Raw genomic sequence first — 13,172 nt, forward strand, 5'->3', positions numbered from 1 at the left:
CGTTGACCCTACTGACCGACGACCAGCGCCAGCTACACGACATGGCGAAGTCCTTCCTTGCCGAGGAGGGCACGATCAAGAAGCAGCTGCGCCACTGGCGTGACACCGGCTGCAAAGACGGCTTTGGACACGGCCTATGGAAGCAGTTCGCCGAGCTCGGCCTGACCGGCATCGCCATTCCCGAGGACAACGGCGGCCTGGGTCTCGGCGCGACCGAGGCAGCGCTGGTGCTCGAGGAGGTCGGCCGCAACCTGACCCCCTCGCCCTTCCTGACCACTGCCGTTGCTGCGGCGCGGGCACTCGAAGGCACCGCCCAGGGGAACCGCTGGTTCCCAGGCATTCTCGCGGGCGACACTGTCGCCGCACTGGCGATCGACGAAGGCAAGCATCATCGGCCCGGCGCGGTCGCGACGACCGCCACCCGCTCGGGCAACGGTTTCACCCTCAGCGGGGCCAAGCAATTCGTGGTCCACGGCGCGTCCGCCGACGTGATCCTGGTTGCGGCACGGACCGGCGGTTCGGTGGGAGAGCGCGAGGGCGTCACCCTCTTCGCGGTGGAGCGGGACGCCAACGGCCTCGACATTGAGAACGTCACCCTCGCCGACCACAGCAAGGCCGCGCGGCTGACGTTCAACGACGTCGTCGTGGATGCCGACGCGGTGGTGGGTGAGGTCGACAATGGCTGGGCGCCCCTGTCCCGCGCGCTCAACGCCGGCCGCGCCGGCTCGGCCGCGGAGCTGGTGGGGGTCGCGGCGGGTTCGGCCGACATGACCACAGACTATCTCAAGCAGCGCAAGCAGTTTGGGAAGCTGATCGGCGAGTTCCAGGCCCTCCAGCACCGCGCCGCCCACCTGTTCAGCGAGATCGAGATCGCCCGCGCCGCTGCCTACAAGGCGGCCGAACTGCTCGACGCCGGCTCCGACCGGGCCGAGCTCATGGTCCATGTCGCCAAGGCGAAGGCCGGCCGCGCTGCGGCGCTCAGCGTCCAGGAAGGCGTGCAGATGCACGGCGGCATCGGCATGACCGACGAGCATGACATCGGCTTCTACATGAAGCGGCAGGCGGTCCTCGACCGGCTGTTCGGCGACTGGCGTTTCCACGCCGGCGAAGTGGCGCGGCTAGCCGGCTACTGACGTTCCAGCAGGAAATTGATCCGCGCCGTTGCGATCGGCGTGGCTCGACTATCCTGCCAGGCGAATGCGTCAACATTGGCGACATTCCGGCCAAGCCGCTCGACAATCGCTTCGGCATAGGTCTCGCGATCGCGCCCGCCGAGGAGATAATTCACCGTCACGGTGATGGGCTTCATCGTCGGAATCGTGCCATCCTCCGCCGCGAGCGCGCGCCGCAATGTGGCGAAGGCGGCGAACTCGAGCAGCCCGGCAATCGCCCCGCCGTGCAGCATCTGCGGCCGGCCCATTACGTCATCGTGCCACGGCATGACGAAGCGCAAGCCGCCATCCACCTCCTCGGAGTGGAGGCGGAGCAACGCGGCATAGGGCGGAAGCACGGTCATCGATGAAACCCTAAGAGGATGAAGCGGCGCAAGGCAATCGGCGGCCTAACGCTGCGTCCATCCGCTGACCTCAGGCGTAACTGCCGGATGATCCGTCCCCTGCTTGCTGCTGCGCTTGGCCTCGCTTCCCTCACCGCCTGCTCGCCCACGGGGCTGCTGAGCGGCCTCGACCGGGTGACCGCGCCCGGCGCTCCGGGCAGGGTGGCGAGCGGCATTTCGTTCGGCGAGGACCCACGGCTCAAGCTCGACGTCTATTCGCCCGAGGGCCGTCGCCGGCCCGGCGCACGCCTGCCCGTCGTGGTGTTCTTCTACGGCGGCGGCTGGGTCGGCGGCGCGCGGGGCGATTACGCCTTCGCGGGCCGTGCCTTCGCCAGCAAGGGCTTCGTTGCGATCATTCCCGACTACCGCCTCGTGCCGACCGTACGTTTTCCGACCTTCATCGAAGATGGCGCGCTGGCGGTCAGGTGGGCCCGGGACCATGCGGCGGAGTTCGGCGGCGACCCGCGCCGGCTCACCTTATCCGGCCATTCCGCTGGTGCCTACAATGCCGCGATGCTGGCGCTCGACCCCCATTTCCTGCGCGATGCCGGGGTCGATCCCCGCACCGTGCGCGCAGCGGCACTGCTTGCCGGGCCTTATGATTTCTACCCCTTCACCGAACAGCGTGGGCGCGACGCTCTTGGTGCATGGCCGCGCCCGCTCGACACTCAGCCGATCCATTTCGCTCGCGCCGATGCACCGCCGCTGCTGCTTGCTGCCGGTACCGCCGATACGGTGGTGAAACCTGGCAACAGCGAGCGGCTGGCGCAAAAACTGCGAAGTCTCGGCGCTCCCGTGGAGCTTCGGCTCTACCCGGGCAGGAGCCATGTCGATCTGGTGAAGGGCTTGTCCGTTCCGTTCCGCGGCTCAAGCCCAGTGCTGGCGGACAGCATCGACTTTCTTCGCGCCAATTCCCGCTAAGGCGCCGCTCTACTTCCGCTTCGGGGCGGGAGGGGGTGCTGGCGGGGGAGGCGCCAGTGACTGGATGTGCAGTCCGCTTGCCTGCACGATCTGGGCGCAGCTCTGCATTTCTCGCGAGGCGGTCGCCTGATTGATCGTCTTCTGCTGCTCGGCGATGTTGCGGCGCAAGTCCGCGTCGCTCATGCCCTGTATCTTGCCGAGAAAGTAGAATCCGCTGACCTGGGCGAGCTTGCGTCCTTCTTCCTTGTCGGACTTCTGAGCGAACAGGTTGCTGAGCATGAAGCAGCGCACATCCTGCGCAGTCGGAGCCGCGGCGGCAGGCGTGGCGACGAGCATCGCCACAAGCACTGCCGCGGCCAGGGTGCACTTAGGGGACACCGGCACTTCCTCCATTCGCCTGCGCATGACGATCGTCGATCGCGAGCACGCCATGCACATCAGCCAGCAGCGCAGGCTCCGCCGGCTTGGCGGGCACCATTGCTACCGAAACTGCCACAGGGCGTGCGGAAGGAGCGTAGCGCACCGGCGCAACATCGCCAAAAGCGAAATGGCTGTGGTCAATCTCGTCGAGCGACTCGATCAGGTTAAAGCCCGCCCGGCGCAGCGCGGCATCGATCATGGCGTGACTGACGCCGGGTCGCCGTTGCACGTCAATGGCCCGGCCGAGGAGATGATAGCTGTTCGATACGCCACCTACCCGGCGGTTATGCTCGACGCTGCGGTAGCCGCTGGTCACGACCCCGAACTGCGCCCCGATCCGCGCCGGGGCAAGCAGATAAGGCGAGGAAACCGCCAACATCAGCCGCTCCGCCCCTCCGCGCTGGGCCGCGCCGGCGGGCGCGCCAAGAAACGCGGTGAAGGCAGCGAGTGCGAGGAAGCCACACCGCGCACGAAGAGAATACCGGACCGGCATGAAGGGCTCATAACGTCAGTTGGCCTCGAGCGTTCCGCCCGATTGCGCGCTGCACCAGATCGAAACACTCTTGAAAGCCGATCGCGAGCCACACGCGGCCTTTTGCCGCTCTGGACTGCCGACGGTCGCCGACTATGCAGGAGCGATGACCCCGCGCGATCTTCAGCCGGTGCCCGCAACAGGCGACGACGTCAGCCTCGCCGAGGCGCATCGTTCGATTGCGCTGCCGGGCAGGTCGAGCGGCCTGCTGCGTCGATTCGGAGCCTTTGCGGGTCCCGGATACCTGGTCGCCGTCGGCTACATGGACCCAGGCAATTGGGCGACCGACCTCGCCGGCGGGTCGGCCTATGGCTACTCCCTGCTGTGGACCATCCTGCTTGCCAACCTGATGGCGATGCTGCTCCAAGCGCTTACTGCCAAGCTTGGCATTGCCACCGGTCGCGACCTCGCCCAGGCCTGCCGCGACCAGTATAGCAAGCCGGTGGCGTTCGCCTTGTGGCTGGTGTGCGAGGCCGCGATCGTTGCCTGTGATCTGGCTGAAGTGATCGGCTCGGCCATCGCGCTTCAATTGCTGTTTGGGATCCCGCTGGTGCTCGGCGTGGTGCTGACGGCGCTCGACGTGTTGTTGCTGCTTGCCTTGCAGCGGCGCGGATTCCGCCAGCTTGAGGCATTCGTCATCACGCTGCTGATCGTGATCGCTGGCTGCATTGCCTACGAAGTGGCCGTTTCTCAGCCGCAGCTCGGCCCAATGCTGCGCGGCTTCGTTCCGACGACCCAGATCGTCCAAGATCCCGCCATGCTCTACATCGCCATTGGGATCATCGGGGCGACGGTGATGCCCCACAACCTCTACCTTCACTCGGCAGCGGTGCAGACCCGTGCCTTCGACACCAGTACCCCCGGCAAGCGAGCCGCGGTGCGCTTCGCCGTATTCGACAGCAGTCTCGCCCTGCTGCTCGCTTTGTTCGTCAATGCCGGGATTCTCATCCTTGCTGCCTCGGCCTTCCATGCGTCGGGCCAGACCGGCGTGGCGGAGATTCAGGAGGCTTTCAAGCTGCTTAGCCCGACGGTCGGCGCGGCAGCGGCCAGCACCCTGTTCGCGGTCGCGCTGCTCGCCTCCGGCCAAAGCTCGACGCTCACCGCTACGCTCGCCGGTCAGGTGGTGATGGAGGGCTTCCTCGGCCTCAAGCTCGCGCCGTGGGTGCGACGGCTGCTCACCCGCGGGCTGGCAATCATCCCGGCGGTCGTGGTGGCCGCCCTCTATGGCGAAAGCGGCACCGCGCGGCTGCTGGTGCTGAGCCAGGTCGTGCTCAGCTTGCAGCTGCCGTTCGCGATCGTCCCGCTGATCCAGTTCACCAGCAACCGCAAACAGATGGGAGCGCTGGTCAACAGCAGGTTGTTGACCGTGGCCGCAACTGCCTGCGCGGTTCTGATCATCGGCCTCAACCTGCGGCTGCTCGCCAGCTTCGTGACCGGCGGCTGACGGCCGTTAGGCCCGCCTTTCCCCTCGCGCCCGCCTTCGTGCTAGAGTGGGTGGCAAGGGGGAGGAAGCGGGTGATTGCAACGCGTCTCATCTTGATCGCCGCCGGGCTGGCGGCCGGTTCGGCAACGGCGGCGCTACGTGGCGCTTACGTCGAGCCGCCAGTCATCAGCAAGCCTCGGCCCGTTCCGACAGTTCCGGGCAGCGTCTTGCCGCTGCCGCCCGCTAAATATGATCCCTCTCTGCAGGTAGGCGGAAGCGACATCAAGGCCCGCAAGGTGGACACTCGGCTGGGCGTGGACGTCCGGATCAACGATCGTGGACCCTATCGCTTCATTGTCGACAGTGGAGCCGACTCCTCCGTCATCGGCGTCTCGCTTGCCCGTCAGCTGGAGTTGCCGTTGGGTACTCCCGCCACACTTCACGGCATGACGGGAACCACGCTTGTCGATAGGGTGAAGGTCGCCTCACTGACGGTGGGGGCAACCACTGTTCACGACCTGCAACTGCCCGCGCTCAGTGAGGAAAATGTCGGCAGCGCCGGTTTGATCGGCCTGGACGCCCTCGTCGAGCAAAGGCTGATGCTCGATTTCGAGAAACGCCTGATCAAGGTCGAGGACGGACGCGTGCCGATCAAGGCGCTGCCCGGTGAAATTGTCGTGGTGGCACGGCGTCGGCGCGGGCAGCTGATCATGACTGGCGTCCGCGCAGCCGACCAGCGGCTGGACGCCATCATCGACACCGGTAGCGAAGTGACGATCGGCAACCTGGCGCTTCGCGATCGTCTGGTCCGCAAGAAACGGGCGACGCTTCGCACCATCGACATGATCGGGGTCACCGGCACCCCGATCAAGATCGAGCTGGCCGTGATCAGCGATCTGGAGGTCGGTCCCATCCTGCTGCGTGATGTTCCGATCGCGTTCGTTGACGCTCCGCCGTTTGCGCTATTCGGGCTGGCGAAGCAGCCGGCCATGCTGCTGGGAACGGACCTGATGGAGCAGTTCCGTCGGGTGTCGCTCGATTTTCGTGCGCGCAGGGTGCGCTTCCAGCTCCGCCGTTGCGTCAGCGAAGGTATCACCATCAGCACCAATCCCGACCGGGTGACACGCATCCAAGGCGTGGGTGGTAATCAGGCCTGCCAGGATTAGGGCGCATTCTGCGAAACCCATTGCCGCAATCCTGCCGCACGACGTTGCCACTGGCGAGCGCTCACTTTAGGACGCCGCCATGACTGACCGCGACGAACGGCTCGACACCATCCAGCGCCTCATTGGCGAGTTCAACAAGAAGGGGATCGCCGTTTCGGAAGGCACCCGCTTTGCCCAGGACCTCGAGTGGGACAGCCTCACCGTCATGGATTTCGTCGCAGCGGTCGAGGATGAGTTTGACATCATCATCACCATGAACCGCGCCGCCGATATCGAGACCGTCGGCCAGCTGGTTGATGCGGTGGGCGAGCTTAGCCAGCCGGGGAACGCATGACCGATCCTGGCCTGGCGATGACCGCCGATGCAGGGCAGCCAAGTGTGCGGGGCACCGCGCCCGACCTGTTCGACAAGTTCCAGCCACTGATCGACCAGCGCCAAGCGTTACTGTCGACGGGGCTGACGGACCCGTTCAACCTCGTGATGGAGCGAGTGGAAAGCCCCACCGTCGCCATCTGCAACGGCAAGCGGACGATTCTGCTCGGCACCTACAATTACATGGGCATGACATTCGATCCGGACGTCATCGCGGCCGGCAAGAAGGCACTGGACGAATTCGGCGCTGGAACGACCGGCAGCCGGGTGCTCAATGGCACCTACCAGGGACACCGCGAGTGCGAGGACGCGCTGCGCGACTTCTACGGCATGTCCGGGGCGATGGTCTTCTCGACCGGATACCAAGCGAATCTCGGCATCATCTCCACGCTGGCGGGCAAGGACGATTACGTCATCCTCGACATCGATAGCCATGCGTCAATCTACGACGGCTGCGGGCTCGGAAACGCCCAGATCGTCGCATTTCGTCACAATGACGTCGAAGCGCTGGAAAAAAGGCTGAAGAGGCTTCCGGCCGAGGCGGGCAAGCTGGTCGTGCTGGAAGGCGTTTATTCGATGCTTGGCGACGTTGCCCCGCTCAAGGAGATGGTCGCTGTCTCCAAGGCGCATGGCGCAATGGTGCTGGTAGACGAGGCGCATTCGATGGGCTTCATCGGCGAACACGGCCGCGGCGTCGCCGAAGCCCAAGGTGTCATCGACGATGTCGACTTCATCATCGGGACTTTCAGCAAGAGCGTCGGGACCGTCGGTGGCTTCTGCGTGTCGAACCATCCCAAGTTCGAGATATTGCGGCTGGTGTGTCGGCCCTATGTCTTCACCGCCAGCCTACCGCCAAGTGTTGTCGCAACGGCGGCAACCTCCATCCGCAAGCTCATGCATGGCGGGAACAAGCGCGCGCACCTGATCGAGAACAGCAAGCGGCTCCATGGCGGACTGAAGGGCCTTGGCTTCCATCTCGGCACCGACACACCGCAGTCGGCAATCATCGCGGTGATCATGCCCGACCTCGAGCGGGGGGCGGCGATGTGGGAAGCGCTGCTGCACGAGGGCCTCTATGTGAACCTGGCGCGGCCTCCCGCGACGCCGCAGGGAATGACGCTGCTGCGCTGCTCCCTCTGTGCGGAACATAGCGAGGAACAGGTCGGCGAGATCCTCGGCATGTTCGAAGCGGCCGGGAAGCGCGTCGGGGTAATCTAGCGAACCTTGCCAAGGGTGCCGGCGAAGCGCACCATCGGTTGATGCTCCTAATGATTGCCGCCTTGGCAGCGGTCGTGACGCCGGTGCAGGCGACGCAGCCTGATCAAAGGTTGCGTGCAGACCTGCTGGAAGGCGAGTGGCGGACCAGCCAGATGGAGATGGCCGGCGCGCTGAAATTGATGCCGGGCGGCCGCTTTCGTTATGCGCTGAGTTATGGCGCGGCCGATGAGGTCGCCGAGGGCCGCTGGGAGCTGCGTGGTGATCGCATCGCGCTGACTAGCGATCCGATGCCCGTGCCTCCCGCCTTTGTACTGCTGAAGGACGAGCCGGCGCCCGCAGGTGAGTTGTGGGTGAAGCTCGACCCGCCGGGTTTCGGCTTTCAATTGCCGCTGGAGCTGTGGCTCGGCTATGCCGATCTTGAACCCGAGCTGCTGCGGACTGACAGCGACGGGCAAGTGCGCCTTGGCACCCTGCCCTACCCCAAAACTTTGGTGCCACAGCTGCCTATCTACGGTGGCGAGGTGGCCGGGAGGGTGGGGCTCGATCCGGCTCACGGGCATCGCGTGACCTTCCGGTTCGTTCCCAATGATCTCGGCAAGGTTGCGTTCAAGGGCGAGCAGCTCATGATCGACGGTGAGACGCTGTCCATGAACCGCTTTGACACCGGCATCCGCTTCCGCAAGGTGACTCCATGACCCTGCTCAACACCGATTTCCGCGCGGCCGCAGCCGCCGAGTTCGACCAGATGATCCAGCTCCGGCGCGCGATCCATTCCGACCCGGAGCTGGGGCTCCACTGCACCCGGACGACGCAGAAGCTGAAGGCGGCGATTGCCGACCTGCCGCTTGAAATCAGGGACAGCCGGTCGACCAGCGGCTTTATGGCAATCCTGCGCGGGGCGCAGCCAGGCCGGACGGTGCTGCTGCGCGGCGACATGGATGCGCTGCCGATCCGCGAGGAGACCGGCCTTCCCTTCGCCAGCACGGTCGAGGGCAACATGCACGCCTGCGGTCACGACACGCACTCAGCGATGCTGGCAAGCGCGGCACGTATCCTGTGCGCACAGCAGGCCAGCCTCGCGGGAACGATCGTGTTCATGTTCCAGCCGGGCGAGGAAGGGCATCACGGTGCCCGCTTCATGATCGAGGACGGGCTGCTGGATGATCCCAAGCCCGACGCCGCTTTTGCGCTGCACATTTTCCCGAATATCGCTGGCGGCGTGGTGACCACCCGGCCGGGCGCGCTACTCGCCTCCACCGATGCGCTGAACGCCACCATCCGCGGACGCGGTGGGCATGCCGCCATGCCCTATGACGCGATCGATCCGATTCCGGTCGCGTGCGAGGCAGTCAGTGCGGCGCAGGCCTTCATTGCCCGGCGGACGCCCTTCTTCGACCCCGCGATCCTGTCGGTGACACAGATCCACGCCGGCACCGCCTACAACATCGTGCCCGATACGGTGGAGATCAAAGGTACGCTCCGTACGCTGTCGGACGAGCGGCGCGACGCCGGGAAGACGGCATTCGAGCGGATCGTGACCCAGGTCGCGGCAGCGCACGAGTGCACGGCCGAGGTCAGGATCGACACCGGCTATCCGGCCTGCGTCAACGATCCGCGCGCAGCACGATTGATCAGTGAGGTGGCTGCCGACCTGTTCGGCGCCGCTCAGTATGCCGAGATGCCGACTCCGATCATGGGCGGCGAGGACTTTGCCTATGTGCTGCAGAAGGTACCAGGGGCGATGGCCTTCCTGGGCGTGGCTCCGCCGGGCGAGGACCCGGCGCCGCGTGCGCCGCTGCACAACGGCAAGATGACGATCCATGAGGATTGGCTGGCTCGCGGAGTAGCGCTGCACTGCGCCTTTGCGACTCGCTTCCTGGCGAGTGGGTGGGAGTAAGGCCGTTGGCGACCATTCCCGCGACTGTCCCTGCGAGCCACACCGAACTGACCCTGCGCGGCATTCTGCTCGGCGCGGTGCTGACCGTGCTGTTCACCGCCGCCAACGTTTATCTCGGGCTGAAGCTCGGAATCACTTTCGCCACATCGATTCCTGCCGCGGTGATCTCCATGGCGGTACTCAAGCTGTTCAGCGACAGCACGATCCAGGAGAACAACATCGTCCAGACGATCGCTTCGTCGGCCGGCACGCTGAGCGCGATCATCTTCGTCCTGCCCGGTTTGATCATGGTGGGCTGGTGGACCGATTTTCCTTACTGGTTGAGTGTCGGGGTCATCGGGCTCGGTGGCATACTCGGGGTCATGTACTCGGTGCCGCTGCGTCGCGCCCTGGTGACGGGCAGCGATCTGCCCTACCCGGAAGGCGTAGCTGCGGCCGAGGTGCTCAAGGTCGGCGCCGGCGTTGGCGGCCACGAAGAAAACCGCCGCGGTCTGCTCGCCATCATCTGGGCGTCGCTGGTGTCAGCGGGCTTCTTCACGCTTGCCAAGACCAAGCTGCTCACCGACACGGTCGCCCGCACCTTCCGGGTCGGCGCGGGCGCAAGCGGAGCGGCGACCAGCCTGTCGATGGCCCTGATCGGCGTCGGGCACCTGGTCGGCATGGCTGTCGGCATCGCCATGCTGGTCGGCATCCTGATCAGCTGGGTCGGGCTGATCCCCTGGCTCACGTCACAGGCGGGGGTACCCGCCGGGACCGACGTGGAGGCGCTGGTCGGGACGGTGTTCCGCACCAAGGTCCGATACATTGGCGCGGGCACCATGTTGGTCGCGGCCCTCTGGACCCTGCTCAAGGTCATCGGCCCGGTGATCGGCGGCATTCGCCAGGCCCTCGCCGCCAATCGCGCGCGCAGCGGTGGCGAAACGCTGGAACTGACGGAACGCGACTTGCCTATCACGATCGTCGGCGGCGCCATCCTGCTATCCATGCTGCCGATCGGCCTTTTGCTGTGGAGCTTCGCCGCCAGCGGTGCGCTTGCCGCCCACGCTGGTACGCTGGTGCTGGTGTCGGTCGCTTATATTCTGATTGCTGGCCTGATCATCGCATCCATTACCGGTTACATGGCGGGGCTGATCGGCGCGTCCAACAGCCCGGTGTCGGGCGTTGGGATCCTGACTGCCCTCGGCATCTCGCTGATCCTGGCCGCACTGTTCCGCGGTGCGCCGCCGGAAGCGACCAAAAGCCTGGTGGCATTTGGCCTGCTGGTCACCGGCGTGATCTTCGGCGTAGCTACCATTGCCAACGATAATCTCCAGGATCTGAAGACGGGCCAGCTCGTCGGTGCGACCCCATGGCGGCAGCAGCTGGCGCTGGTGATCGGCGTCATCTTCGGTGCGCTGGTCATTCCGCCGATCCTGAACCTCCTCAACAGCGCATTCGGCTTCCAGGGCGCTCCAGGCGCCGGGCCAAACGCACTCGCTGCACCGCAGGCCTTGCTCATCAGCGGCATCACCAAAGGTGTGCTCGGCGGCACACTCGACTGGCAGATGATCGAGATCGGGGTAGGCATCGGCGCGGTTGTCGTGCTGGTCGACGAGTTGCTGAAGCGCGGTTCGGCGGGACGCTTCTCCCTTCCCCCGCTGGCGGTCGGCATGGGCATGTACCTGCCGATGGAGGTGGACCTGCTGATCCCTGTCGGCGCATTGCTCGGCTGGAGCTATGACCGTTGGGCCCGGGGTACGGCCAACCCGGCCTTCGCCGAACGCATGGGCACCCTGATGGCCACCGGACTCATTGTTGGTGAGAGCCTGATGGGGGTCGTCTATGCGGGCCTCGTTGCCGCGGCTGAAAAGGCCGGATCGCCGAATAGTGCCGACGTGCTCGCGGTGGTCGATACTTATCCGCTCGCCATGCCAGTCGCCGCGGTCGTTTTCGCACTGGCGATTGGTGCGCTGTACGCGCTGACGCGGCGGTCTTCAGCCGTGGCGCCCGGTACCGATCCGGTGGGCGCCGCGCCCCCGCCGGAAAACTTCCGGTGAGCGGACCGCGCTTCCTCGGCCAGGCCACCCCCCTGCCCTCATCTCCAGAGGAGGCGGTGCTCGACTATGTCCCGAATCCCAGGGCCGGATCGCTGTACCTGGTGAGGTTCGCTGCGCCGGAATTCACCTCATTGTGCCCGGTCACGGGTCAGCCGGACTTCGCGCATCTGGTGATCGACTATGCGCCCGGCGAGACAATCGTGGAGTCGAAAAGCCTCAAGCTATTCCTCGGATCCTTCCGCAATCACTGCGGTTTTCATGAGGATGTAACGGTCGGGATCGGTCAGCGCCTCGCGGAAGAGATGCATCCACGCTGGCTGCGGATCGGTGGCTACTGGTATCCGCGTGGCGGCATACCAATTGATGTCTTCTGGCAGACCGCGAACCCGCCCGAGGGGCTGTGGGTACCGGACCAGGGGGTAGCCAGCTATCGCGGGAGAGGATGATGCAAACTCTTGTTTCAACCGAGTGGCTCGCCGAGCAATTGGGCGCACCCGACCTGATGGTGCTGGACGCGAGCTGGCACATGCCTGCGACCAACCGGTCGGCACGCCAGGAGTTTGAGGCCCGGCATATCCCGGGGGCGCGCTTTTTTGATATCGAAGCCATCAGCGATCACGATGCGGGCTTTCCGCACATGCTGCCTTCGGCTGAGCTGTTCGGCGCCGCAATGACGGATCTGGGCGTCAGCAACGGCGACCGGATCGTTGTGTATGACGACAGTGCACTGCGGACTTCGGCCCGCGCCTGGTTCATGCTTCGCCACTTCGGCGCCAGTCAGGTGGCCATCTTGGACGGCGGACTTGGTAAGTGGGTCGTCGAGGGACGGCCAGTCGAGGCAGGGACACCCGGCTATCGCGACGCCCGGTTCGACGCGGTCGCGCAGCCGGCCCAGGTGATTCACAAGGATGAGCTACTCCGCGGGTCCGGCGTACAGGTCGTGGACGCACGTGGGGCCAAGCGCTTCAGCGGAGAAGAGAATGACCCGCGGCCGGGGATCGCGCCGGGCCACATGCCGGGGGCACGCAACCTCCCCTACTCTGCCATGTACCGGGATGACGGGACCTTCCGCTCCCCAGATGAGCTGAGAGCTGCCTTCGCCCATGCCAAGGTCGATCCCACCAGGCCCTTCGTGGCGAGCTGCGGATCGGGCCTGACGGCTAATACCCTGATCGTTGCCGCGCACCTGCTCGGCAATGATGAGACGAGGTTGTACGACGGAAGCTGGAGCGAGTGGGGCTCGGACCCGGCGACGCCGAAGGTGACTGGTCCCGCCGACTAACGGCGGAACAGAGCCTCCACCTCGGCGAGACCGGCGCGCAGGTCGTGCGACAGCCGCTCGGCGGCGTGCGGATTTGGGGCGTTCAGCAGCAGCTCGAGCCCGCCGAGTGCACGGTCGGCGACCCGCTGCGAGCGGCGGGCGAACGCGTCGCGGTGGAGTGGCGGAAGCTCTGGCCAGACCTGGAGAATATCGATGGGCTCAGCCACTTGTGCCGCACTCTTCCCGGCGATCATGTCGGCGGTGCGTAGCGCCTGCCGGATGCTGGCGAGGTGGGCCGCCGCGTGGGCGCCCTCGTTCGACGGTGACGACTCGGGGCGTGGGAGAGGGCGGGCCATCCTTTCGGGATGGGC

General features: G+C 65.7%; 15 protein-coding genes. 11 read left to right on the forward strand and 4 right to left on the reverse strand.

From position 1 onward, the window contains the following. Positions 1-2 precede the first annotated feature (2 nt). On the forward strand, positions 3-1,133 hold the full coding sequence (locus tag M8312_RS07805; RefSeq protein WP_284070163.1) for an acyl-CoA dehydrogenase family protein: 1,131 nt from the start codon (positions 3-5) through the stop codon (positions 1,131-1,133). On the opposite strand, the gene M8312_RS07810 is transcribed toward M8312_RS07805, so the two are convergent. Next, positions 1,127-1,516: a PaaI family thioesterase gene (locus M8312_RS07810; RefSeq protein ID WP_250117162.1), complete on the reverse strand. Its 390-nt coding sequence runs from the start codon at positions 1,514-1,516 to the stop codon at positions 1,127-1,129. The genes M8312_RS07805 and M8312_RS07810 overlap by 7 nt on opposite strands. Positions 1,517-1,603: 87 nt before the next feature. Between M8312_RS07810 and M8312_RS07815 the strand changes: the two genes are divergently transcribed. Continuing rightward, positions 1,604-2,476, forward strand: a complete 873-nt coding sequence (locus tag M8312_RS07815; protein ID WP_250117163.1) for an alpha/beta hydrolase — start codon at positions 1,604-1,606, stop codon at positions 2,474-2,476. Between the two features lie 9 nt (positions 2,477-2,485). Here M8312_RS07815 and M8312_RS07820 read toward each other — a convergent pair whose 3' ends face one another. Further along, on the reverse strand, positions 2,486-2,854 hold the full coding sequence (locus tag M8312_RS07820) for a hypothetical protein (protein WP_250117164.1): 369 nt from the start codon (positions 2,852-2,854) through the stop codon (positions 2,486-2,488). Next, positions 2,844-3,389 (reverse strand): D-Ala-D-Ala carboxypeptidase family metallohydrolase, encoded by a 546-nt coding sequence (locus tag M8312_RS07825; RefSeq protein WP_250117165.1) that lies wholly within the window; start codon positions 3,387-3,389, stop codon positions 2,844-2,846. The genes M8312_RS07820 and M8312_RS07825 overlap by 11 nt, the downstream gene beginning before the upstream one ends. Positions 3,390-3,534: 145 nt before the next feature. Between M8312_RS07825 and M8312_RS07830 the strand changes: the two genes are divergently transcribed. The 9 genes from M8312_RS07830 (at position 3,535) to sseA (ending at position 12,822) form a co-directional block, all read left to right on the forward strand. Next, positions 3,535-4,872: an Nramp family divalent metal transporter gene (locus M8312_RS07830; RefSeq protein ID WP_250117166.1), complete on the forward strand. Its 1,338-nt coding sequence runs from the start codon at positions 3,535-3,537 to the stop codon at positions 4,870-4,872. Positions 4,873-4,943: 71 nt separating this feature from the next. Next, on the forward strand, positions 4,944-6,017 hold the full coding sequence (locus M8312_RS07835; RefSeq protein WP_250117167.1) for an aspartyl protease family protein: 1,074 nt from the start codon (positions 4,944-4,946) through the stop codon (positions 6,015-6,017). Positions 6,018-6,096: 79 nt separating this feature from the next. Then, the gene (locus tag M8312_RS07840) at positions 6,097-6,351 is read left to right on the forward strand and encodes an acyl carrier protein (RefSeq protein ID WP_250117168.1); all 255 of its coding nucleotides are present in this window, start codon (positions 6,097-6,099) and stop codon (positions 6,349-6,351) included. A gap of 17 nt (positions 6,352-6,368) precedes the next feature. Then, positions 6,369-7,607 carry a serine palmitoyltransferase gene (spt, locus tag M8312_RS07845; RefSeq protein WP_250119734.1) on the forward strand — a complete coding sequence of 413 codons (1,239 nt, stop codon included), beginning with the start codon at positions 6,369-6,371 and terminating at the stop codon, positions 7,605-7,607. A gap of 41 nt (positions 7,608-7,648) precedes the next feature. Next, positions 7,649-8,302, forward strand: coding sequence for a hypothetical protein (locus tag M8312_RS07850; protein ID WP_250117169.1), 654 nt, complete (start codon positions 7,649-7,651; stop codon positions 8,300-8,302). Next, positions 8,299-9,504 carry a M20 metallopeptidase family protein gene (locus M8312_RS07855; RefSeq protein WP_250117170.1) on the forward strand — a complete coding sequence of 402 codons (1,206 nt, stop codon included), beginning with the start codon at positions 8,299-8,301 and terminating at the stop codon, positions 9,502-9,504. The genes M8312_RS07850 and M8312_RS07855 overlap by 4 nt, the downstream gene beginning before the upstream one ends. A gap of 14 nt (positions 9,505-9,518) precedes the next feature. Continuing rightward, on the forward strand, positions 9,519-11,540 hold the full coding sequence (locus M8312_RS07860; protein WP_250119735.1) for an OPT family oligopeptide transporter: 2,022 nt from the start codon (positions 9,519-9,521) through the stop codon (positions 11,538-11,540). Next, positions 11,537-11,986 (forward strand): preQ(1) synthase, encoded by a 450-nt coding sequence (queF, locus tag M8312_RS07865; RefSeq protein ID WP_250117171.1) that lies wholly within the window; start codon positions 11,537-11,539, stop codon positions 11,984-11,986. Before M8312_RS07860 ends, queF begins: the two co-directional genes overlap by 4 nt. Next, positions 11,983-12,822: a 3-mercaptopyruvate sulfurtransferase gene (gene sseA / locus M8312_RS07870; protein ID WP_349773276.1), complete on the forward strand. Its 840-nt coding sequence runs from the start codon at positions 11,983-11,985 to the stop codon at positions 12,820-12,822. Before queF ends, sseA begins: the two co-directional genes overlap by 4 nt. On the opposite strand, the gene M8312_RS07875 is transcribed toward sseA, so the two are convergent. Further along, on the reverse strand, positions 12,819-13,157 hold the full coding sequence (locus M8312_RS07875; RefSeq protein ID WP_250117172.1) for a hypothetical protein: 339 nt from the start codon (positions 13,155-13,157) through the stop codon (positions 12,819-12,821). The genes sseA and M8312_RS07875 overlap by 4 nt on opposite strands. Between the last annotated feature and the right edge of the window lie 15 nt (positions 13,158-13,172).

The organism is Sphingomonas sp. KRR8, assembly GCF_023559245.1.
GTDB lineage: Bacteria > Pseudomonadota > Alphaproteobacteria > Sphingomonadales > Sphingomonadaceae > Sphingomicrobium.

Coding starts and splice junctions, on each gene's coding strand:
- M8312_RS07810 (WP_250117162.1), bottom strand. CDS start 1,516: ATGACCGTGCTTCCGCCCTATGCCGCGTTGCTCCGCCTCCACTCCGAG.
- M8312_RS07815 (WP_250117163.1), top strand. CDS start 1,604: ATGATCCGTCCCCTGCTTGCTGCTGCGCTTGGCCTCGCTTCCCTCACC.
- M8312_RS07825 (WP_250117165.1), bottom strand. CDS start 3,389: ATGCCGGTCCGGTATTCTCTTCGTGCGCGGTGTGGCTTCCTCGCACTC.
- M8312_RS07830 (WP_250117166.1), top strand. CDS start 3,535: ATGACCCCGCGCGATCTTCAGCCGGTGCCCGCAACAGGCGACGACGTC.
- M8312_RS07840 (WP_250117168.1), top strand. CDS start 6,097: ATGACTGACCGCGACGAACGGCTCGACACCATCCAGCGCCTCATTGGC.
- spt (WP_250119734.1), top strand. CDS start 6,369: ATGACCGCCGATGCAGGGCAGCCAAGTGTGCGGGGCACCGCGCCCGAC.
- M8312_RS07850 (WP_250117169.1), top strand. CDS start 7,649: ATGCTCCTAATGATTGCCGCCTTGGCAGCGGTCGTGACGCCGGTGCAG.
- M8312_RS07855 (WP_250117170.1), top strand. CDS start 8,299: ATGACCCTGCTCAACACCGATTTCCGCGCGGCCGCAGCCGCCGAGTTC.
- sseA (WP_349773276.1), top strand. CDS start 11,983: ATGATGCAAACTCTTGTTTCAACCGAGTGGCTCGCCGAGCAATTGGGC.
- M8312_RS07875 (WP_250117172.1), bottom strand. CDS start 13,157: ATGGCCCGCCCTCTCCCACGCCCCGAGTCGTCACCGTCGAACGAGGGC.